This is a genomic window from Lentzea sp. NPDC042327 (assembly GCF_040647275.1).
Taxonomy (GTDB): domain Bacteria; phylum Actinomycetota; class Actinomycetes; order Mycobacteriales; family Pseudonocardiaceae; genus Lentzea.
Genome location: NZ_JBEZBX010000005.1, coordinates 605,655 through 626,688, shown reverse-complemented (window position 1 = coordinate 626,688; position 21,034 = coordinate 605,655). Strand labels below are relative to the sequence as shown.

Below are 21,034 nucleotides of genomic sequence, written 5' to 3'. Positions count from 1 at the left end.
ACCGCTGTCGCGACAACTGATGGAGGCGCCGTAGTGGCTGAGTTCGTGAGGCTCGAGGTCGAGGACGGGATCGGCACGATCCGCCTGGAGCGGCCGCCGATGAACGCCCTGAACCGGCAGGTGCAGACCGAGCTCCAGGCCGCCGCGAAGGAGGCCTCCGAGCGGTCCGACGTCTACGCGGTGATCGTCTACGGCGGCGAGAAGGTCTTCGCGGCCGGCGCGGACGTCAAGGAGTTCGCGAAGATCTCCCACGCCGAGATGACGCTGCGGGCCAAGGGCCTGTCCGACGCACTCGGCGCGCTGGCCACGGTGCCCAAGCCGACGGTCGCGGCCATCACCGGCTACGCGCTCGGCGGCGGGTTCGAGGTCGCGCTCGGCTGCGACCGGCGCATCGCGGGTGACAACGCCAAGCTCGGCCAGCCCGAGATCCTGCTCGGCCTGATCCCCGGCGGTGGCGGCACGCAGCGCCTCGCCCGGCTGATCGGCCCCGCGAAGACCAAGGACCTGCTCTACACCGGCCGGTTCGTCGGCGCCCAGGAGGCGCTGGAGATCGGCATGGTCGACGAGGTCGTCGCGCCCGACGACGTGTACGCGGCCGCCGTGCGGTGGGCCAAGCAGTTCGTCGGCGGACCGGTGCTCGCGCTGGCCGCCACCAAGGCCGCCGTCGACGGCGGCCTCGACACGGACCTCGAGTCCGGTCTCAAGCTGGAGAGCCACCTCTTCGCGGCGCTGTTCGCGACCGAGGACAAGAAGGCCGGTGTGGAGTCGTTCATCGAGAACGGCCCCGGGAAGGCGAAGTTCAGTGGCAACTGACCCGGCACCCAACCCGCACGCGACCGAGGAACAGGTCGAGGCGGCCTACCAGGACACCAAGCTCGCCCAGGTGCTCTACCACGACTGGGAGGCGGGCACGTACGACGAGAAGTGGTCGATCTCCTACGACGAGCGCTGCATCACCTACGCGACCGAGCGCTTCCGCGCCGCCGCCGGTGACGCCGGACCGTACGAGCACGCGCTGGAGCTGGGCTGCGGCACCGGCTTCTTCCTGCTGAACCTCATGCAGGGCGGGGTGGTCGAGAAGGGTTCGGTCACCGACCTGTCGCCCGGCATGGTCGAGGTCGCGCTGCGCAACGCCGAGCACCTGGGCCTCGACGTCGACGGCCGGGTCGCCGACGCCGAGCGCATCCCGTACGACGACGACACGTTCGACCTCGTCGTCGGCCACGCGGTGCTGCACCACATCCCCGATGTGGAGGCGGCCATGCGCGAGGTGCTGCGGGTGCTCAAGCCCGGCGGCAAGTTCGTGTTCGCGGGCGACCCGACGAACATCGGCAACTTCTACGCCCGCAGGCTCGGCCAGGCGACGTGGTGGCTCACCACCACCATCACCAAGGCCGTGCCGGTGCTGAACGACTGGCGCCGCCCGCAGGAGGAGCTCGACGAGTCCTCCCGCGCCGCCGCGCTGGAAGCGGTCGTCGACCTGCACACGTTCGACCCCGACCAGCTGGAGGCCACGGCCCGGCGCGCCGGTGCCGTCGGTGTCCGCGCCGTCACCGACGAGCTGTCGGCGGCGTTGTTCGGCTGGCCGGTGCGCACGTTCGAGGCCGCGGTGCCGCGCGAGAAGCTCGGGTTCGGCTGGGCGATGTTCGCCTACCGCACCTGGCAGAACCTCTCCTGGCTCGACCAGAACGTGCTTTCGAAGGTGCTGCCGCGCGAGGTGTTCTACAACGTGTCGATCACCGGCAGGAAGTCGCAGTAGGGCGTTGGGGTACGCGTTCACCTCGGCCGACGTGGCGTTCCTGCGCTCTGCCGCCGGAACCGCCGCTCTCGCCGAGGTGGACGCGCTGCCGTTCACCGACGCCTCCCGGCTGCACGACGTCGGTGCCGCCCGCAGGCTGCTCGGCGACGGCTTCGCCCCCGTGGTCGAGACGGTGCTGCTGCGCCGCCGCGCCCGGTCCAAACTGGACGGTGCGCGCGACTGGCTGTTCACCGACGACGCGCTCCAGCAGGCGACCGCCTCCCCGGTCGCGCGGCACCGGGCGGAACGCTTCCGCGGCCGGGACGTCCACGACGTGACGTGCTCGGTCGGCGCTGACCTGGGGGCGCTGCACGAGGTCGCCGCCCGTTGCCTCGGCTCCGACCTCGACCCGGTCCGGCTCGCCATGGCCCGCCACAACGTCCCCGGCGCGCTCGTGGTCCGGGCCGACGCGCTGCGGCCGGTCTCCAGGGCCACCGCGGTCACCGCCGACCCGGCCCGCCGCGACTCCGCCGGCCGCCGCCGGTGGCATCCCCAGGACTTCCTGCCACCGCTCGACGAGCTGGCCGAGGTGTACGCGCACGTCGACCTGGCGGTGAAGTGCGCGCCCGGCATCGACTTCGCGGTCGCGCCGTGGGCCGACGAGGTCGAGCTGGTGTCGCTGGACGGGTCCGTCCGCGAGGCCTGCCTGTGGACCAGGGGCCTGGCCACACCGGGGGTGTCCCGCCGCGCCACGGTCCTGCACGGCACGGAGGTGTGGACGCTCACCGACGCCGAACCCGACGACTGCCCGGTCGCCCCGCCCGGCGAGTGGCTCGTCGACCCGGACGGCGCCGTCGTGCGCGCGGGCCTGGTGCGGCACTACGCGGCCCGGCACGGCCTGCACCAGCTCGACGAGCGCATCGCCTACCTCAGCGGGCCGGAACCGCCGCCGGGCATCAGGGCGTTCCGCGTGCTCGACCACGCGCACTACACCGAGAAGGCGCTGAAGACGCTGCTGAAGGCGCGCGGGATCGGCCGGGTGGAGATCCTGGTGCGCGGCCTCGACGTCGACCCGAACACGCTGCGCAAGCGCCTCAAGCCCAGCGGTCCCGACGAGGCGTCGGTCGTGCTGACCAGGATCGGGTCCAGGCCGGTCATGCTGCTGTGCCGGGCAGAGCGGACCTGAGCCGGGATCAGGCCGGGGCGAACGCGGCGAGCACGAGGTCCAGCCGGTCCCCGTCGAGCTCCGGGCGCAACCGCTGTCCGTGGCGCAGCGTGGCGATGCCGTGCAGGGCGCTCCAGAACGCCTCGGCGAGCGCGTCGAGGTCGCGGTCGCCTGCGACGGGTTCCAGTGCGGCGACGATCTCGCCGAACGACGTGCGCAGCTCGGCCGGCGTCTCCTCGCTGCCGAACGCGATGTCGATCCGCTGCACGAACATGGCGTCGTAGAGCGCGGGCCGTTCCCCGGCGAACCGCAGGTAGGCCTCGGCGAGCGCGCGCAGCGGGGCGGTGCTGGTGGTGGTGGGGGTGGTGCGCGCGGCGTGCATCCGGCGGCCGAGCTCGGCGAAGCCCTCGACCGCGACCGCGCGCACGATCGCGTCCTTGCCCTTGAAGTGGCTGTAGAGCACCGGCTGGCTGTACTCGACCTTCTCGGCGAGCCGGCGCGTCGTCACCGCGTCCCAGCCGTCCGACTCGGCCAGCTCGCGGGCCGCGTCGATGATCAGCTGGTGCCGCTCTGCTCGTTCGCGCTCCCGGCGCTGCTGGACGGACACGACCCAGAATCTAGCACTGCTAGACAACCGAGCGGCGTTCATTTAGCGTTGCTCGTGTCGCTAGCAGTGCTAGATCCTGGAGGGTGTCATGCGGTTGACCACGACCATGGCGTGGCTCGTCGTCGCGGCGGGTTTCGTGTTCGGGCTGAACTTCCTGTTCAACGGGCACGGCGCCGCCGCGGGGTTCGGCATCGCCGACCCGAGCGGCTACCACGTCGTGAAGGGCGTGCGCGACCTGGCGTACGCGTTGACGGCGCTGATCCTGCTGGTGCTGCGGCAGCGGCGGGCGCTCGGCTGGGTGGTGCTCGCGGACGCGGTCATCCCGATCGGCGACTTCTTCTCGGTGGTCACGTCGGGCGGCAGTGCCGGCTACGCGGCCGCGGTGCACGGCTCGGCGGCCGTGCTCGTGCTGATCACGGCCGCACTGCTGCTGCGCGAGTCAGCTCACGCACCGTCCGCACCAGCTGCGGGTCCTCGATCTCCAGCATCAGCAGCCCGCTGAGCACGCGGAACGCCCGCAGCAGCTCCTCCGGCTCGGTGGATCGCGCGAGGGTGGCGCCGAACTCGCCGGCGTCGGACAGGTCGTCGAGGCCGCGGCCCTGCACGGCGGGAAGACCCCGGCGCAGGCACCGCAACGACATCACGTTGTCGCGCATGGTGTTGACGAGGTGCAGCGCCTGCCACACCCGGCCCCGCGCGAGGCTCGCGCGGACGTGCAGCGCGTGCAGCCACGCCAGGCCGATGAGCTGGCCGCGGTCGGGTGGCCGCACCTTCGGGATGTCGTTGACCTCGCCGAACAGCAACCGGAACGCGGGCCCGGACGCACCGAACTCCGCCGAGGGCCAGAACGCGAGGTCCACCTGCAGCGTCGTGGCCATCAGGAAGACCCGGAAGAGGGTGGCGCCGTGCTGCACGTCGAGGTGGCTGACCGCGCCGCACGCGTAGAGCAGGTCGGTCCAGTCCTCCACCACGGCGTCCATGTCGCGGTCGACGGACACGGCGAAGTCGAGGTCGGACCAGCGGTCTTCCCGTCCCAGCGCGGACGACCCCGTCAGCGCCGCCCCGACCACCCGCGGGTCGGAGTCGGCGGCGCTGACGAGGTCGTCGCGCAACCGGTCACGTTCGGAAACTGTGAACACGGACCAACACTATTGGTGGTGACTTGAGCCCCGGCTCAGATCACCCCGTGGCCACGGCGAAGACGTGCAGGTCCCCGTCCTCGGGCAGCACGATGCCCTGCAGCACCTTGCCTTCCGGGGCCGTGTACGTCTTCGTCGCGAAGATGTGCGTGGCGACCTTCTCGTTGCCGCCGCCGAGCTGGTTGCGGTACGGGGTGGCGGCGACGACCACGTTGCCGTAGCTCGGGGTGGCCCCGCCGCCGCCCAGCGTCCAGTCGCTGAACCCGATCTCGACCGGTGCCGTGGTGCCGTCGGTGAACGTCACCGTGGCGGTGCGGGTGCGGGCGCCGTTGGCGGCCGAGCCGAGGAACGCGAGCCTCGTGCCGGACAGCGTGAGCTTCTGCTCGTTCGCGGTCACGTTGTCCGGGCGGCCGGCGGGGGAGCCGGGCCAGGTGAACGTGAGCCCGTCGACCGTGCCGGTCTGGCCGGGCACGAGCCCCGCCGTGGCCAGCGCCTGCCGCGAGTAGCTGTAGCCGCCGCCGTCGAAGTCGCCGTCGCCGGTGGCGTCGTCGGAGGCACCGACGTTGTTCACCGCGGCGAGCATGCTGCCCTCCTGCGCGACCTTCGCCGTCATCGGCAGCACGACCGGCTTGGCGGCGCCCTCCACGGTCACCGTGACGGTGAAGTCGTAGAAGCCCTCCGCCGTACCGGCCGCGGCGCTCACCTGGAACGACGACGGCACCGCGCCGGTGGCCGGGGTGAACGTCAGCGACTCGGGGCCGGTGATCGCGTAGGTCGCCTTCGGGTCGCCGTCGTAGAGCTTGACCGCGTTGACCTTCGCCGTGACGGTTCCGCCCGGCGTGACGACGACCTGCTGCGGTTCGACGCTCAGGTAGTAGGGCTGGTCGTGCTTGATCGGCTCTTCGCCGTCGCGGAACGACGGCGGCGCGTCGGCTGCGCCGGTGCCCCAGGACGACGGCTTGGCGCCGAGCACGAAGTCGAGCTTGCCGCCGCGTTCGACGAACGACTCCGGCAGCCAGGTCTTGGTCGCCGTGCGGCCGTTGACCTTCACCGACTGCACGTACTTGTTCGCGGTGCTCGCGCCGGGTGCGGTGATGGTGATGTCCCTGCCGCCACCGCGGTTGATCTTCACCGACGTGAACAGCGGGCTGCTCAGCACCAGCTCGGCGCGCGAGGGCACCTGCGGGTACACGCCCATGGCGGTGAACACGAACCACGACGACATGGCGCCGAGGTCGTCGTTGCCGGGAATGCCGCCGGGGGTGTTCTTCCACAGCGTGTTCACGGTCTCCCGCAACGTCTCCTGCGTCTTCGCGGGCTGACCGGTGTAGTTGTAGAGCCACGGCACGTTCACCGACGGCTCGTTGTCCAGCTCGGACTTCGCGCCGCCCTTGCCGGTGAGCGCCCAGCTGCCGTCGGCGTTGTGGAAGAAGTCGTCGAGCCGCTTGTTCGCGCGGTCCTTGCCGCCCAGCGACTCCACGAGCCCGGCCACGTTGTGCGTGACCATCCAGGTGTACTGGGCGCTGCTGCCCTCGACGAACCCGTTGCCGGTGTCGGGCGTGAAGTCCTTGACCCACGTGCCGTCGGCGTTGCGGTTGCGGACGTAGCCGCCGGTGCTGTGCGCGACCGGGTCGAAGTTGTGCTGCCACCACTGGGACCGCTCGGCGAACGTCTTCGCGGTCCTGCGGTCACCCGTGCGCTCGGCGAGCTGGCTGATCGCGAAGTCGGCCGCGGAGATCTCCAGGGTCTCCGCCGCACCGCCCCAGGCGTTCGACACCGACGGCATGTACCCGTGCTCCAGGTACTTGTCGAGCGACGGCCGCTGACCGACCGACATCACGGCCCAGCCGTCCTTGCTCAGGTCGAGCGGCGTCGGCACGGTGGCCGCCTTGACCAGCGACTTGAGCGAGGCCCGCAGGTCGTAGCCCCGGCCGCCGAACGCGGAGATCGCGGCGAGCGCGATCGGCGCGGGGTCGCCGTTCATCACGTGCGTCCCACCGCTGGCGTGCGTCCAGCGGTCCCAGACGCCACCGTTCTGCTCGGCCTGGTTCAGCAGCGACTGCGCGATGTCCGAGCCGATCTGCGGTTCCAGCAGGGTCAGCAGCTGCAGCTGCGAGCGGTAGACGTCCCAGCCGGAGAACGTGCCGTACTGGGCCTTCTGCCGCTGCCGGTCGACCTTGTGCACCTTGCCGTCGAAGCCGGCGTACTCGCCGTTGACGTCGCTGAAGAGGTTGGGGTGCAACAACGAGTGGTAGAGCGCGGTGTAGAACTTCGTGCGGTCGTCATCGGAGCCGCCGCCGACCTCGATGCGCTTGAGCTGCTGCTGCCACGCGATGTAGGCGTTGTCCCGCATGTCCTCGATGGACTGGCCCTTGTTCTCGGCCCGCAGGTTCGCCCTGGCGTTGTCGAGGCTGACGTAGGAGATGCCGACCTTGACGTTCACCTGCGCGCCCGGCTCGAAGCCGAGGTACGCGCCGGACCCCTTGCCCAGCACCGGCCAGCCGTTCGTGCCGTACGTCGTGCCGCCCTTCGAGGTGGTGCTCCCGGGCGTGACAACGTTGTCCTGGTACGTGCCGACCTCCTTGAACGGCTGGTCGAACTCCGCCACGAAGTGCAGCGTGTAGTAGCTGCGGCGGCCGGCCTGGTTGATGTAGCCGCAGAAGTTGCCGGACGTGACGCTGCCGGTGATCGTGCGCTTCTCCTGGTCCACCGCGGTCTGCGCGTCGGAGGAGCCGACCTGCGACTTGGAGGTGTTGACCAGCACCGTGGCCGGCTTGCCGGCGGGGAAGGTGAACCGCGCGGCACCGGTGCGTTCGGTGGCGGACAGCTCGGCCTTCGCGCCGGACTTGAGCGTCACGTCGTAGCGGCCGGGCTTGGCCACCTCGTCGGCGTGCGCGAACTCGCTGGCGTAGACCGCGTCCGTGGCGTCGGTCGTCGGCGATGTCGTGACGGTGCCGACGTGCGGGAAGATCGGGACGTCCCCGCTGCCGCCCGCGCAGCCCGTGCCGGACATGTGGGTGAGGCTGAACCCGCGGATCTTCGTGGCGTCGTACCGGTACCCGCCGGGGGCCGCGGCGCGCAGGGTGTTGCCGCGGGAGGCCTCCGGGCTGAACGAGAACATGCCGAACGGCACGACCGCGCCGGGGAAGGTGTTCCCGAGGTTGGTCGTGCCGATGAACGGGTTGACGTGTGCTGCCGGGTCCGGCACCACCTGAACCTGGAGCTGAGCGGAGGCAGGGACCACTCCGAACGTCATGGCCACCGCCACCGCAGCTGCCGTGAGGACTCTTCGCTGCATGGTCGCGGACCCTACTTTCCGTGCCCGCTCAACCCCAGAGAGCGACACGAACCTGTCGTCAAACGGACAACCGCTGCTCCATGAACGTCCTCAGCGCGGGCCAGTCGGTGTCCTCCGCGACCGCCACCTGGTGCTTTCCGCCGATCAGCGCGCCTTCGTCGTCGACGTCGAGCAGATGCGTCTTGAGCGTGAGCGTGCCGGGGATGATCGCCTCGGCGACCGCGACGGCGTCGTGCACGAGGATGCCCTCGTAGTCCGACCGCCCGGCGAGGTAGGCGCGGTAGGTCTCGGTCAGCCCGCTGAGCACCGGGTCGACGGCGTCGAGGAACGCCGGGTCCGCGATGCACCGCTGGGTGAGGTTGAGCGGCACCACGACCGGGTTGCCCCTGCGGACCACCGTGCGCGCCGCCGCCGGGTCGGCCCAGAAGTTGAACTCGGCCCGTTCCGTGGTGTTGCCCAGCCCCAGCCCGCCACCCATGACGACCAGCCGCGGGAACTCCACCCCGGCCTCAACAGCCCTGGCGATGTTGGTCTGCGGCCCGATCGCCGCCACCACGGTCTCGGCCGTGACGTGCTCGCGGAAGAACTCGACGACGTCACCCTCGTGCAGCGCCCTGTCGTTCTCCGGCAAGGTGTGCGCCCGCCCGCCGAGCCCGTCCGCGCCGTGCACGTCCGCGGCCCCGCCCGGCCCTTCCGCACCCCGGACCACGGGCACGTCCGTCCGCCCCAGGTGCGCCAGCAACCGCTGGGCGTTGCGCGTGGTGTGCTCCAGCGACACGTTGCCGAACACGGTGGTGAGGGCGACCAGCTCGACCTCGGGACTGCGAGCGGCGAGCGCGATCGCGAACGCGTCGTCCACGCCGGGGTCGGTGTCGATGATGAGAGGAATCGCCATGCCCCCAGCCTGCCTCAGACCCGGACTCACCGCGGCCACGTCCGGCTCAGCCCAGATCCTCCAGCGCGGCGACGTATGCGGGAGCAACGAGCCGGATTCGCTCGGCAGGAATGTCACCGGCCAGCGCATCGACCGCGAGCAGCACCCCTGGAGCGGCAGGTCCGCCGAACTGCTCGCGGAGGTACTCGAGTCCGCGCTTCGTCACATCGCCGACCAACGCATCGCTCACCAGAGTGCGCAACGACGAGATCACCTCTTGCCGGGGCACTCCCACCATCAGGCGGTACACGTCACCGGCATCCTTGTTGGTCAGCCTTTCCAGGCGTCCCAACCGGTCGTGGATCTTGTGCGCCTTGGCGACGAGCAGTGCCGCCGGACCCGCGACGTTCACCTCCGCCGAACGCTCGCCGCCGTCGAGCGCGGTGATCGTCATCAGCGAGCGATCGACGATCGCGGTCTCCAACCCCGGAACCCTGCGCGCGGTCATCTTGTCGTGCGGCTGGATGCTCGCACTGCGACTTCCGGGCCCAGCCAGCTTCTCGCCGACGAGAAGATCAAGCTCCACCGGAACCACAACACCTCCGACTGATTCTCGACGCCCCCACAGACCGGGTTGGTTGTCTGCCAGCAGTTCGAACCCGGCTGCTCTCAGCCGTTCCTGGATGAGCGGTTCGTCGTCGAGAGTGCGTGGATCGAGCCCCAGGTCGCCGTCCGAGGTGAACGCCGGTGTGGCGAGCTGGGCGTGCTGGGTGCGGAGGTACACCGCTTGAGCTCCGACGACGGTGATGGAGGCGCGGTGCTCCCACAACGCTTCCAAGCCGTCGAGGAGGACGTTGCGAGCAATGACGTTCAGGTCCGACTGACGAACGCCGTCGGGTGTCTTGGACATCTGGTGCGGACTTTCTGGTGAGATGGAAAGTGATCCCGGCGGTGCCCGGTCAACCACGATCGAATGGCATTCGCCACTCGTTTTCGTGATCAATCATGTATTCCAGCAGCCTTTCCCCCTCGGCCGGCAACCGGTCCGGGCCGGCCAAGCTGTCGAGTGCCAGCTGGCTCAGCGCTACGTAGGGGACCCCCCTGGTGTTCGAGGTTCCTTCGAACACCACCTGGTCGTAGGCGCGGAGGAACAAGACGTCACCGCCGTCTGCCTGCATGAGGTCGAGCCGGTCCGCCCACAGATCCGGGGTGTGCGGTCCGGGGTCGACATAAATCATCAACCTGCCGCCCACGATGTAAGGCGCAAACCTTTTCGTGGCGTAGGAGCCGGTGACCGCGATTCGGGGCTGCTCGGTTGCGGTGTGCACAGCTTTTGCCAGCTGAGCAAGGACAGCATCTTGGCCGTTTATCGCAACTGTGCTCACGTAGGAGTTGTGCCGGAGCAGGTCATAGGTTTCCGCTCGAGCGCGCAAGATCTCTGGCCACCTGACCTCCGTGATCATCCGTCCCGTCCTGCGGATGAGCAGCTGGTCTTCCAGTTGACCGAGCAGCCGCGACACCCACGGCAGGCTCACGTCGGTGGCATCGGCGATCTGACCTGCGCGGTACGGGGGACGCCGATCGATGAGGAACCGGACGACACGGCCCGCTCGGACGCCGGCGAGGGTGACGGTTCTCGGACTCGGGGACTCGTTGGCCGTCAATGACTTCGGCGGTCTTGATGCGCCATGGGTCTTGATGCGGATCGACGGATGATTGATCGCTATGGACGCGTTACCCGTCAGGTCCAGGTAGGAGATTTCGTGCTCTTGCAGTGCTTGCTGCGTCCGGGCGCTGATCCACGGCGACGTGACCAGCAGTGTCTGATGGCTTCGTGCGTGTCGCAGGACGTTGCTGATCCGCCTGAGCTCCGTCTCGACATCACGCGGGGTCAGAGCCGTTCGTGCGATCACCAGGAGTTCGGCGAACCGCTGTCCGTCGGGCGGCAACACCTGAACCCGGCTGTCGATCACCCCGTCTTCCGCTCGAGGGGTCTCGGGTCCAGGAAGTGCGGTGATTTCCCACCCGGCTCCTAGGAGCTCCTGCAGGGAACGAAGTGCCTGCTGGAGCACGCTGTCAGGCGTGGCATCCGTCTCGTCCACTCGTGCCCCTCTCCGGTGGGGTTCAGCGTAGTAAAAGTTGCCTCAATTGACAACTTGCCTAGTGTGCGCAAGTGCCGCTTGGAAGCAAGTTTGCGGAAAGTAGCTGGTTGTCCTGCATACGAAACACCATCGAGCAGGCAACCTGTCGCGGATAGTTACAGTGCCGTGCATGACGAGCATGTGGGGCGCACCCGTGTGGACCAGGTGGGCCAGGTCGCGCCGGGATCCGCAGCAGGCGCGCTTCCTCACGATGGCGTCGTTGCGCTGGGTCCTGCGCCACCGCGCCTACACGCCCTGGTACCTGGTGCGGTACTGGCGGCTGCTCCGGTTCCGGCTGCTCAACCCGCACGTGGTGCTGCGGGGCATGGTGTTCTTCGGCAAGCGCGTCGACGTGATGGCGCGGCCGGGGTACGGGCGGCTGGAGATCGGGCGGTGGGTGCACATCGGGGACGGCAACGCCATCCGGTGCCACGAGGGGTCGTTGCGGATCGGCGACAAGGTCGTGTTCGGCAAGGACAACACGGTCAACTGCTACCTCGACGTCGAGATCGGGGCGTCCAGCCTGGTCGCGGACTGGGTCTACATCTGCGACTTCGACCACAAGACCGAGGACATCACCTTGCCGATCAAGGACCAGGGCATCGTGAAGTCGCCGGTGCGGATCGGGCCGGACTGCTGGCTCGGCGCCAAGGTCACGGTGCTGCGCGGCACGCGGGTCGGGCGCGGGTGCGTGCTCGGTGCGCACGCGGTGGTGCGCGGGGACGTGCCGGACTTCAAGATCGCGGTCGGCGCGCCCGCCCGCGTGGTGCGGGACCGGCGCGCCGACTACGAGGCGGACGCGCAGCGCCGGGCGGACGTCGCCGACATGGCGCGCAAGGCCCAGGAGGCGCTGGCTAGGCGAGCGGAAGAAGCTGCGGACGCTTAGGCGTGAAGCCGTCGCCGGGCTGGCGGCCGATCAGCCTGTTGCGCGAGCGCGAGTAGGCGACCGGGAGGACCTGGTCGCGCAGCCACCGCCAGTGGTCCCACAGCGACGCGCCGGCCGCGGCGCCGGGCAGCGGTGCCGTCCAGGCCGGGTCGAACGGCACGTCCAGCGCGGACAGCAGGTGCCCGGCCAGCCGCCGGTGGCCCAGCGACGACAGGTGCAGGCGGTCGGGGCCGAAGTAGCGCGAGTCGTTGACGCACTCGTCGGCCCACACGTCCACCAGCAGCACGCCGTACCGGGCCGCCGCCGCGCGCACCGCGGCGTTCAGGGCCTCGATGCGCGGGCGCATGCGCCGGCCGAACGGCATCCGGTGCGAGATGTCGCTCAACGTGAACACGGCGACGGTCGGCGCCAGCGACGACACGGCGGACACCACCGCGTCGACCCGGTCGGCGATCTGGGCGCAGGTCGCGCCGGACATCACGTCGTTGCCGCCGCCGAAGAGCACGAGCAGGTCCGGTGACAGCTCGGCGGCGAGCGGCACCTGTTCGGCGAGCATCTGGTCGAGCCGGCGTCCGCGCACGCCGAGGTTGGCGTAGCGGAAACCGGGCGCGTCCAGCACGGACGCCACCCGGTCAGCCCAGCCGCGGTACGCGCCGTCGGGCAGCAGGTCGTCCAGGCCCTCGGTGCAGCTGTCCCCGAGTGCCACGAAGCGTTGGTATCTCATTCAGTCCCCGGTCACCTCTCGTTCACGTGGCCGCGGACTGTACTGGAGCTAGGTGAACAGATTTCCCGTCGCGATCTTGGGGCGGCCCAGCACCCGCGGCTCGCGCACGACGGCCGACGCGTAGACCTCCGCCGTGCCCGCCGCGATCGTGGCCCAGTTGAAGTCCGTTGCGAGCCGTGCCTTGGCGGCGCGCGCACGGGTGGCGGCGGCCGCTGGGTCCGACAGCACGGCGCGCACCGCACGGGCCAGCCCGTCCACGTCACCGGGCGCGAACGACAGCCCGGTCACCCCGTCCAGCACGACCTCGCCCAGGCCGCCCGCCGTCGAGGCCACCAGCGGTGTCCCGGCGGCGGCCGCCTCCAGGGCCACGATGCCGAACGGCTCGTACCGCGACGGCAGCACGACCGCGTTCGCGGCGGTGAGCAGCGCGGCGAGCGACCGGTCGGACAGGTGCCCCACGAACTCCACCGCCCGCAGCACCCGGTGCTTGCGCGCCTGCTCCCGCAACCACTCCGTCTGCGAACCACCACCGGCCACCACGACCCGCGTGCCCCGGAACGCCCTGCGGATCCGCGGCAGCGCGGCGATCAGGTCCTGGACGCCCTTCTCCCACTCGATCCGGCCGAAGAACAGCAGCAGCGGGTCGCCGTGCGGGGCGTGCCGCCGCCGGGCCGCATCGACGTCCGCCGGGCGCACCCGCCAGCCGCCGGGCTCGATGCCGTTGTGCAGCACGGAGACGTCCGCGGTGTCCACTTCGAACAGGTGCGCCACCTCCCGGCGCATCGCCGACGAGCACGTGATCAGCGCGTCGGCCCGGTTCGCGAGCCACCACTCCACCGAGTGAACCTGCTGGTTCAGCGGGTGCGAGAGCCAGCCGGAGTGCCTGCCTGCCTCGGTCGCGTGCACCGTGGCCACCAGCGGCACGCCGTGGGCCTCAGCGAGCGCGATGGCCGGGTGCGAGACCAGCCAGTCGTGCGCGTGCACCACGTCCGGTCGCCACGGTGCCAGCGCCAGCCCGGCGCGGACCATCGCGTGGCCCATCGCGAGCGTCCACGCCACGAGGTCCTTCTCGAACACCAGGTGCGCGGGGTCCTCGGCGACCCGGACGAGCCGCACGCCCTCGCTCTCCACGTCCGCGGTGGGGTGCGTGACCGCGTCGGTGCCGGACGGTTGCCGGCACAGCACGACGACCTCGTGCCCCTGCGCGGCCAGCTGTGTCGCGAGCGCGTGGACGTGCCTGCCCAGCCCGCCGACGACCACCGGCGGGTACTCCCACGACAACATCAGCACGCGCATGCCGTTACCTCATTCCTCGCGCGTCCAGCTGCCCGAACGGGCCGTCCGCCGCGCGGAGCTCCGCCGCCCTCGCCCGGCCCCGGCCACTTCTGGCCAGCGCGGCGAGCTCGCTGAACCGGTCGCTGTGAATCTTCGCGCGGTACCGCGCGTAGTCGGCGGCCGAGTCCTTCGTGACCATGAACGCCCAGTCGCTCGACAACGCCAGCAACGCCTCGCGCACCGCCTGGTCCAGCACCGGGTCCCTGGTGGTGCCGGAGAGGTCGAGCTCCAGCAGCTCCCGCTGCACCGCCGCGTTCAGCGACACGACGTCGGCGACCTGCGCGCCGTCCCAGACCCGCCAGTCCTTGCCGCTGCCCCACGAGGAGGCGGGCAGCTCGACCGGCGCGCCCACGTGGCCGGCCTCGACGGCGCCGCGCAGCGTCGTCACGCGCACACCGGCCTCCGGCAACGCGCGCAGCACGCCCTCCAGCCACATCGGACCCTCGTGCCACCAGTGCCCGTACAGCTCGGTGTCGTAGGCCGCCACGACCAGTCCGCCGTCGATCGCGCGCAACCGCCGCACGACCGTGCCGACGAAGTCCTCGACGTGCCGTTCGATCGCCTCGCGGGCGAGCAGCGGGTCGTAGGGCCGCTTGTCCTGCGGCGCCACGTTCTTGCCGGTCACCCGCGCCGGCTTCAGGCCGGTGGGGTGGTCGAAGGTGTGGAAGTCCCGGTAGGCCGCGTCACCCGGATAGCCGACCTTGGGCGACCAGACGCGGTAGGACACCTCCAGGTCGCGGCCGAACGCGAGCACGTCGGACGAGCCGACCGGGTGCGCGGTGGACGTGTCGCCGTGCAACGCGGGCCCGTCGACCAGGAACCGCCGCACGCCCGCCGCCGCGTACCCGGTCTCCATGCCCGGCGAGTAGCCGCACTCGGGCGCCCAGATGCCCTCCGGCGCGCGGCCGACCCGCAGTGCTGTGTCGTCCAGGCCGGTCCGCAGCGCGAACGCCCGCACCCGCGGGTCCAGCAGCGGCTGGAACGGGTGCGTGGCGGGTCCGCCGAGCAGCTCAACGGTCTGGGAGTCCACAAGGGACCGCAGGATCGGCGAGAACCCGTGCCGCCACCGGGTCTCGAACTGCTCCAGCGCCCGGGCCGAGGCGCGGTGCTCGTAGGCCGACAGCTCCGGCAGCCGCCGTCCGGCGTACTGGGAGCGCAGGTGCCAGTTGCCGAGCCAGTCGTGCGCGCCGCGCAGGCAGTACGGGTCGTCCAGCTGTGCGGCCAGCACCGGCGTGACGCCCAGGGTCAGCACGTCGTGGCGGCCCTCGTCGGCGAAGCGCCGCAGCATGTCCACGACGGGCAGGTACGAGTGCGCCCAGGCCTGGTAGAGCCACTCCTCGCCGACCGGCCACGCGCCGTGGTGGGCGAGCCAGGGCAGGTGGCTGTGCAGCACCAGGCAGAAGGTGCCCTCGCGCCCGCCCGTCACGCGCGCACCGCCACGGCCACCAGGTCGAGGCTGGTGTCCAGGTCCGCGGAGGTGATGTCGAAGTCGTCCACCGTCACCGACTCGACGGCCTCCTTGAGCTCGGCAGGCCAGGGCGCGCCGGACAGGGCGACCTCGACCTGTGCGTCGATGATCCGTCCACCGAGGAGCGAGTCGAGCCTCGGTCCGTGACGCAGCCCGCTCAGTTCGTCAACGGCGAAACCGGCCGCCCGCAACATGTCGTCCAGTTCGGACGGAGCCAGCTCCCTGGTGTGGAACGGGTTCAGCGGCGTGTCCTGGCCGGGGGAGAACGTGAGCCGGTTCGGCGTGGTCACGATCAGCGTGCCGCCGGGCCGCAGCACACGCCGGCACTCCGCGAGGAACTGCTCCTGGTCCCACAGGTGCTCGATCACCTGCAGGTTCGCCACCACGTCCACGGAGCCGGTGCGCAGCGGCAGCGTCGCCAGGTTGCCGCGCAGCACGTCGAGCCGCGGGTACGTGCGGGCGACGTGCCGCGAGGTCAGCTCGTCGTAGTCGAGCGCGACGACCCGCCGCGCGACCGTGCGGATCAGCTGGGCGCCGTAGCCCTCGCCGCAGCCGGCCTCCAGCACCACGGCGTCCGCGCAGTGGCCGATGAGGTGTAGATATGCGGCCTCGTGCCTGCGGAACCAGTAATTCTCTTCCGCGATGCCGGGTACCGTGCGTTCGCCGGTCAGGGGGAGGGTCACGCCCGCCAGGTTACTTGCCAGTAGTGACAGTCGGTACCGCGGAGCACCCGGTCACCTCCTCGCTGCACGGGCCTCCGCGGTGCCTGGACGAGCATCCCGGCGCGGTCAGAACGGCGAGACGGTGACCGCCAGCGCGCCGGGACCCACGTTCGCGCCGATCGCCGCGCTCACCTGGGTCAGCACGATGTCGCGGGCGTGCGGGATCCGCCTCTGCAGCATCTGCAGCAGCTCCTGACCCTCCTGCTCGGCGGCGAAGTGCTCCACCGCGAGGTCCACGTCGCGGCCGTGGGCCAGTGCCACGGCCTTGTCGGCGAGCTTGGACAGCGCCCGGTCGCGGCCGACGACCTTGCCGAACGGCTCCACCTCGCCGTTGACGACCGTCAGCAGCGGCTTGACCGAGAGCGCGTCGCCGAAGAGCTTCGCCGTCGCGCTCACCCGGCCGGCCTTGCGCAGGTAGTGCAGCGTGTCGACGTAGATCAGCACGTGCGCGTCGCGGCCGCGCTGCTCGGCGACGCTGCGGGCGTGCTGCACGTTGCCGCCGGTCTGAGCGATCCGCGCCGCGGCGAGCGCCGCGAAACCGAGGGTCATGCCCGACGAGTGCGAGTCCACGATGAACACCGGCACGCGCGACTTGGCCGCTGCCGCCTTCGCCGCGTCCGTCGCGGGGGAGAGCTTCGGGCTCACGTGGACCGACACGATCGTCTCCGCGCCCTTGGCCCACGCGTCCTGGTAGGCCCAGAAGAACGCGTCCGGCGCCGGCGGCTGGGTCGTGATCGGGATCTCCGCCTGCAACGCCTGCAGCAGGCGCTCGGTCGGCACGTACGCCTCGTCGATCAACTCCGATCCGATCTTCAGCTGCATCGGCACGGTGATGATGTTGAACCGGTCGGCCAGCCGGGCCGGGAGTGACGCGGTCGAGTCGGTGACGACGGCTACACGTGAGGACACGGGAAGGAAGGTTAACGAAGCGTGATCGCTTGAACCACTGGCGAAGGATGGCAATTCGTGTGACGTATGCCTGCATCGTCGCTTTCCGTACACGACGAACGCACGGAGTGAACACCACAGAAAGGGCGACCCGCTTACACAATCGGGTGACTGACGGCCTGCTGGAGTTGATCTAGGATCTCCGTGTTTGCCCTGCAAGGAACCGTGTTCCCGACCGCCGCCGGAGACCCTCCGGTCCTTTGTCGACACTGGTTGGAGGGTGGTCAACTCGGTACGCTCGCACAATCTTCCGCGGTGTGAGTGAGCAGGTGACCATGGGTGCAAAAGGGCACGAGATAGTTCCGCTGCACGCCGGTTTCGACGTTGTCCACCGAGGTTTTCACCGACGTCAGGTCATCGACCACATCGAGAATCTCGAGGAGCAGCTCCGCTTCACGAGCCTCGACCGGGCCGAAGCGCTCGCGCAGGCCGCCGATCTGCGCCGGCTCCTGGAGACGACGCGCCAGGACCTCGCCGAGGCGCGCGCCAGGATCGAGCGGCTGGAGTCCACCCCCGGGTCGCACGCGAGCGCCACCGAACGGATGCACCGCATGCTCCGCCTCGCCGAGGACGAGGCGGCGGAGATGCACCTGCGGGCCGGCCGCGAGTGCGCCGACCTCCGCCTGCGCACCGAGGCCGAGTGCGCCGCGCTGGTCGCCGAGGCCGAGCGCGAGTCCGCCGCCCTGCGGGCCGAGGCCGAGTCCGAGCTGCGCGAGACCCGCCGCCAGTGCTCCTCCCGTGCCGCCGCCATGGACGAGCGCGAGGTCGAGCTGGAGCGCCGCTGCGCCGACCTGGAGGCCCAGCACCGGCAGCGCGCCGACCAGGTCGAGCGCGAGTGCGCCGAAGCGGTGGAGCAGGCCCAGTCCGACGCCGACCGGCTGCTGCGCGAGACCGCGCTGGCGTGCAGCTCGCTGGAGGCCGACGCCGAGCGCAAGCGCGAGAAGGCCCAGCGGTTCTTCGAGCTGACCACGACCCGGCGCCGCACCGAGGCCGCGCAGCACCTGGAGCAGCAGGAGGCGCTGGCCCGCGCCCGCGCCGGGTTCGTGGTGACGATGGCCTGCCGCGAGTCGAACCGCCGCCTCGCCGAGGTGGCGCGGGAGGTGGACGAGCTGCGCGAGCTGCGCCGCGTCGTGCACTCGCAGCTGTCGGCCGCCCGTGCCGCCCTGACCGCCGCCGCCGACCAGGTCGCGCCCGCGCTGATACCGGAGCAGGTGGCCGCCTCGTGAGGCAGTGGGTGCCGCTCGTGCTGGGGGCGGTGCTGGTGCCCGCCGCGGTCACGGCCGCCGGCTTCTCGGTCGCGGGCGAGGAGCTGACGACCGCGCTGTCGCCGTCCCCCGCCACACCGCCGCCGCCACCCGCGGGGCCGGTGCCGCTCCCGGCCTTCCTGCCACCGCTGCGGATGGAGCGGCCCGCCCCGCTGCTCGTCCCGGCGGCCGTCGCGCAGCAGAACGTGCGGCAGGCATCGCCTGCGGTGCCGCGCACCGTCTCCGGTGGCGCCGTCACCCCCGTCGGACAGGCAGGAGCCTGAGGTGGCCGGTGCCGTCGAGATCGTGTTCGGGTTGTGCTTGCTGTCCTTCACCCTGGGGGCGGCGCTGATGTACGTCGTGACGCGCCGCCGCGAGGACGCCGAGGAGACGCGGCCGGGTCCGGCGGTCGACGCGCTCCCGGTCCCGCGGCGGACCGCGTCCGCTGACGACGCGTGGGTGCCGCAGCCGATGCCGGACGCCGACTACGACACCCCGCCGATCCACCGCAACGCCGTGGTGGGCCTGCGGCGGGCGGAGCCGGAACCCGAGCCGGAGCCGGTGGTGGAAGCGGTGCCCGAACCCGGACCGGAACCCGTTGACGAGGAACCAGCCGAGGCCGTGTTGCCGCCCCCGCCGGGACCCCGGCCCGCCGAGCACACCACGTGGGCCGAGCGGGACGAGTTCCGGGAGCGCTACCTGCGGACGTTCGACGAGGTGCGGCGCAAGGCCGGCAGCAACTGAGCGGACGGCCCGCGACCTCGTGGCAGATGTCGGGAACCCGCGGTAGATGTCGGAAAACCGCCGGACTCGCGCGGTCCCGGCTGCTATCACTTGATCATGACTTCCAGCTCCGACCGCACGCAGCTCTTCCACGCCCTGCACCGGCAGCCGCCCCTGGTGCTCCCCAACGCCTGGGACGTGGCCTCGGCGCTGATCGTCGAGGCCGCCGGCGCGCAGGCCGTCGCCACCACGAGCGCCGGTGTCGCGTGGAGCCTCGGCGCCCCCGACGGCGACCGGCTCGACCGCGACCTGGCGGTGGACCTCGTCGCGAGGATCGCGAAGGCCGTGTCCGTGCCGGTGACCGCGGACATCGAGGCCGGGTTCGGCGAGACCGCCGACGAGGTGCGCGCGACCCTCGCGGCGGTCGCCGCCGCCGGTGCGTCCGGTGTGAACGTCGAGGACGGGTACGGCAGCGCGCTCCGGTCCGTCGAGGAGCAGTCCGAACGACTGCGCGCGGCACGGGAGGGCGCACCGGAGCTCTACCTCAACGCCCGCATCGATGTCTTCCTGCGCGGTGTCGGCGACCCGGCTGACCGGCTCGGCGAGACCCTGCGGCGGGCGGAGGCGTACCTGGTGGCGGGCGCGAGCGGCATCTTCGTGCCGGGGGTGACCGACCTCGCCGACGTGGCGGAGCTGGCGAAGAACATCGCGGCACCGCTCAACGTCCTCGCGGGTCCCGGCGCGCCCGCCACGGCGGAGCTGGCACAGGCGGGCGCGGCCAGGATCAGCGTCGGCACCGCGCTCGCCTCCGCCGCTTACGCCGTGGCGAAGAAGGCGGCGGAGGAGCTGCTGAGCGCCGGCACGTACGACAGCACGAGGGACGGCTTGGGGTACGGGGAGCTGAACGAGCTGTTCTAGTACCTGTCAGCCGGTCTAGTACTTCTTCTTGCCGCCACTGCGGAACTTGCGCAGCAGCTGCTCCGCCTGCGCGCGGCGGCGGGGGTCGCGGGAGAGCTCACGTGCCTTGTCCTGCAGTCGGCGCCCCGAAGGGCTGTGCAGGAACTTGGTGATCTTGTCCATGAACGCCATCGGGTCCTCCAGGTGTCCGTTACGTCCATTTCAACGCAACACGGGGTACCTGGAGTTCCCGGACGTCACACCGGCGAAACGGTGATGCCCAGCGCACCGGGGCCCACGTGGGCGCCGATGGCCGAGCTGACCTGCGTCAGCATGAACTGGCGGACGTTGGGCACACCGCGCCGCAGCTTGCCCAGCAGCCGCTGCGCCCTCTCCAGCGCGTCGAAGTGCTCGACCGCGATGTCGACCTGGTCGGTGCCCGCGCGCTTGATCGCGATGTCCAGCATCCGGTTCAGCGCGCGGTCGGCGCCGATCACCCGGTCCAGCGGGGTGATCTGGGCGTCGGACATGGTCAGCAGCGGCTTGAGCGACAGCGCGGAGCCCACGAGCGCCGCCGCGGCACCGATCTTGCCGCCGCGCCGCAGGTATTCGAGCGTGTCGACGTAGATGAGCTCGGTGGACCGGTCGTAGCGGCGCTGGGCCGTCTCGATCACGCGCTCGACGGTCCCGCCGGCCTCGGCCACCTTGGCGGCGGCCTGGACCGCGTAGCCGATGCTCATCCCGCAGGTGTGGGTGTCGACGACGTGCACGGGGACGCGCGACTGCGCGGCGGCGGTGCGGGCGGCGTCCACGGTGGCGGAGAGCCGGCCGGAGACGTGCACCGACACGATGGCCTGGACGCCCTGGGCGGCGAGGTCTCCGTAGGTCCAGAAGAAGGCGCCCGGATCCGGCGGGATCGTCTCGACGGGCACGTTCGCGCGCATGGCCGACACGAGGTCGGGAACCGGGACGCGGGCCTCGTCGTCGGTGTGGTCGCCGATCCTGACCTGGATCTGCACGACCTCGATGCCGAGCTGGTCGGTCAGGTGAGCCGGGAGGCAGGCCGTGGAGTCGGTCACTACTACTACTCGCCGGTACATGTCCGCGCAGGTTACTCGCCCGAAT

The 21,034-nt window shown here is 71.0% G+C and carries 22 protein-coding genes; 9 read left to right on the top strand and 13 right to left on the bottom strand.

The window, feature by feature from the left end:
- Positions 1-33: 33 nt before the first annotated feature.
- From AB0A63_RS16790 to AB0A63_RS16780, 3 genes are read left to right on the top strand one after another with little or no spacing between them, the layout of a single operon-like run.
- Positions 34-813, top strand: coding sequence for an enoyl-CoA hydratase-related protein (locus AB0A63_RS16790; protein ID WP_360391414.1), 780 nt, complete (start codon positions 34-36; stop codon positions 811-813).
- Complete coding sequence (locus AB0A63_RS16785; protein ID WP_360391411.1) at positions 803-1,759, top strand: class I SAM-dependent methyltransferase; 957 nt, start codon at positions 803-805, stop codon at positions 1,757-1,759. Before AB0A63_RS16790 ends, AB0A63_RS16785 begins: the two co-directional genes overlap by 11 nt.
- A 4-nt stretch (positions 1,760-1,763) precedes the next feature.
- Complete coding sequence (locus AB0A63_RS16780; protein ID WP_360391408.1) at positions 1,764-2,924, top strand: class I SAM-dependent methyltransferase; 1,161 nt, start codon at positions 1,764-1,766, stop codon at positions 2,922-2,924.
- A 7-nt stretch (positions 2,925-2,931) separates the two neighbouring features.
- Here AB0A63_RS16780 and AB0A63_RS16775 read toward each other — a convergent pair whose 3' ends face one another.
- Positions 2,932-3,510: a TetR/AcrR family transcriptional regulator gene (locus AB0A63_RS16775; RefSeq protein WP_360391405.1), complete on the bottom strand. Its 579-nt coding sequence runs from the start codon at positions 3,508-3,510 to the stop codon at positions 2,932-2,934.
- An 88-nt stretch (positions 3,511-3,598) separates the two neighbouring features.
- Here AB0A63_RS16775 and AB0A63_RS16770 point away from each other — a divergent pair, with 88 nt between their 5' ends.
- Positions 3,599-4,012, top strand: coding sequence for a DUF4267 domain-containing protein (locus AB0A63_RS16770; RefSeq protein ID WP_360391402.1), 414 nt, complete (start codon positions 3,599-3,601; stop codon positions 4,010-4,012).
- Here AB0A63_RS16770 and AB0A63_RS16765 read toward each other — a convergent pair.
- From AB0A63_RS16765 to AB0A63_RS16745, 5 genes are read right to left on the bottom strand one after another with little or no spacing between them, the layout of a single operon-like run.
- A complete protein-coding gene (locus tag AB0A63_RS16765; protein WP_360391399.1) occupies positions 3,924-4,649 on the bottom strand; it encodes a nucleotidyltransferase domain-containing protein in 726 nt (241 codons plus the stop codon). The two genes, AB0A63_RS16770 and AB0A63_RS16765, sit on opposite strands and share 89 nt — an antisense overlap.
- Before the next feature lie 40 nt (positions 4,650-4,689).
- Entirely contained in the window at positions 4,690-7,947 is a 3,258-nt protein-coding gene (locus AB0A63_RS16760; protein WP_360391397.1) for a GH92 family glycosyl hydrolase, read from the bottom strand.
- Positions 7,948-8,005: 58 nt separating this feature from the next.
- On the bottom strand, positions 8,006-8,842 hold the full coding sequence (locus tag AB0A63_RS16755) for a nucleoside hydrolase (protein WP_360391394.1): 837 nt from the start codon (positions 8,840-8,842) through the stop codon (positions 8,006-8,008).
- Positions 8,843-8,888: 46 nt separating this feature from the next.
- The gene (locus tag AB0A63_RS16750; protein ID WP_360391391.1) at positions 8,889-9,731 is read right to left on the bottom strand and encodes a hypothetical protein; all 843 of its coding nucleotides are present in this window, start codon (positions 9,729-9,731) and stop codon (positions 8,889-8,891) included.
- Between the two features lie 49 nt (positions 9,732-9,780).
- Positions 9,781-10,923, bottom strand: coding sequence for a hypothetical protein (locus AB0A63_RS16745; protein WP_360391388.1), 1,143 nt, complete (start codon positions 10,921-10,923; stop codon positions 9,781-9,783).
- 169 nt (positions 10,924-11,092) lie between these two features.
- On the opposite strand from AB0A63_RS16745, the gene AB0A63_RS16740 reads away from it, so the two are divergent.
- The gene (locus AB0A63_RS16740) at positions 11,093-11,848 is read left to right on the top strand and encodes a DapH/DapD/GlmU-related protein (RefSeq protein WP_360391385.1); all 756 of its coding nucleotides are present in this window, start codon (positions 11,093-11,095) and stop codon (positions 11,846-11,848) included.
- Here the strand turns inward: AB0A63_RS16740 and AB0A63_RS16735 are convergent.
- The 5 genes from AB0A63_RS16735 to AB0A63_RS16715 all read right to left on the bottom strand — a co-directional run bounded on the left by AB0A63_RS16735 (position 11,817) and on the right by AB0A63_RS16715 (position 17,006).
- Positions 11,817-12,572 (bottom strand): SGNH/GDSL hydrolase family protein, encoded by a 756-nt coding sequence (locus tag AB0A63_RS16735; protein ID WP_360391382.1) that lies wholly within the window; start codon positions 12,570-12,572, stop codon positions 11,817-11,819. The genes AB0A63_RS16740 and AB0A63_RS16735 overlap by 32 nt on opposite strands.
- Before the next feature lie 48 nt (positions 12,573-12,620).
- On the bottom strand, positions 12,621-13,868 hold the full coding sequence (locus AB0A63_RS16730; protein ID WP_360391379.1) for a glycosyltransferase family 4 protein: 1,248 nt from the start codon (positions 13,866-13,868) through the stop codon (positions 12,621-12,623).
- Positions 13,869-13,872: 4 nt separating this feature from the next.
- The gene (locus tag AB0A63_RS16725; protein WP_360391377.1) at positions 13,873-15,333 is read right to left on the bottom strand and encodes a glycoside hydrolase family 57 protein; all 1,461 of its coding nucleotides are present in this window, start codon (positions 15,331-15,333) and stop codon (positions 13,873-13,875) included.
- The gene (locus AB0A63_RS16720) at positions 15,330-16,058 is read right to left on the bottom strand and encodes a class I SAM-dependent methyltransferase (RefSeq protein WP_360391375.1); all 729 of its coding nucleotides are present in this window, start codon (positions 16,056-16,058) and stop codon (positions 15,330-15,332) included. Before AB0A63_RS16720 ends, AB0A63_RS16725 begins: the two co-directional genes overlap by 4 nt.
- A gap of 105 nt (positions 16,059-16,163) precedes the next feature.
- Entirely contained in the window at positions 16,164-17,006 is an 843-nt protein-coding gene (locus AB0A63_RS16715) for a DegV family protein (RefSeq protein ID WP_360391372.1), read from the bottom strand.
- Positions 17,007-17,320: 314 nt separating this feature from the next.
- Here AB0A63_RS16715 and AB0A63_RS16710 point away from each other — a divergent pair, with 314 nt between their 5' ends.
- From AB0A63_RS16710 to AB0A63_RS16695, 4 genes are all read left to right on the top strand, one after another.
- Positions 17,321-18,271 (top strand): hypothetical protein, encoded by a 951-nt coding sequence (locus tag AB0A63_RS16710; protein ID WP_360391370.1) that lies wholly within the window; start codon positions 17,321-17,323, stop codon positions 18,269-18,271.
- Entirely contained in the window at positions 18,268-18,573 is a 306-nt protein-coding gene (locus AB0A63_RS16705; protein WP_360391368.1) for a hypothetical protein, read from the top strand. Before AB0A63_RS16710 ends, AB0A63_RS16705 begins: the two co-directional genes overlap by 4 nt.
- Before the next feature lies 1 nt (position 18,574).
- A complete protein-coding gene (locus tag AB0A63_RS16700; RefSeq protein WP_360391365.1) occupies positions 18,575-19,033 on the top strand; it encodes a hypothetical protein in 459 nt (152 codons plus the stop codon).
- Between the two features lie 96 nt (positions 19,034-19,129).
- Positions 19,130-19,930 carry an isocitrate lyase/phosphoenolpyruvate mutase family protein gene (locus tag AB0A63_RS16695; RefSeq protein ID WP_360391362.1) on the top strand — a complete coding sequence of 267 codons (801 nt, stop codon included), beginning with the start codon at positions 19,130-19,132 and terminating at the stop codon, positions 19,928-19,930.
- Positions 19,931-19,945: 15 nt separating this feature from the next.
- On the opposite strand, the gene AB0A63_RS16690 is transcribed toward AB0A63_RS16695, so the two are convergent.
- Together AB0A63_RS16690 and AB0A63_RS16685 are read right to left on the bottom strand one after the other, a co-directional pair.
- Positions 19,946-20,101, bottom strand: a complete 156-nt coding sequence (locus AB0A63_RS16690) for a hypothetical protein (protein WP_360391359.1) — start codon at positions 20,099-20,101, stop codon at positions 19,946-19,948.
- 65 nt (positions 20,102-20,166) lie between these two features.
- Positions 20,167-21,009: a DegV family protein gene (locus AB0A63_RS16685; RefSeq protein ID WP_360391356.1), complete on the bottom strand. Its 843-nt coding sequence runs from the start codon at positions 21,007-21,009 to the stop codon at positions 20,167-20,169.
- Between the last annotated feature and the right edge of the window lie 25 nt (positions 21,010-21,034).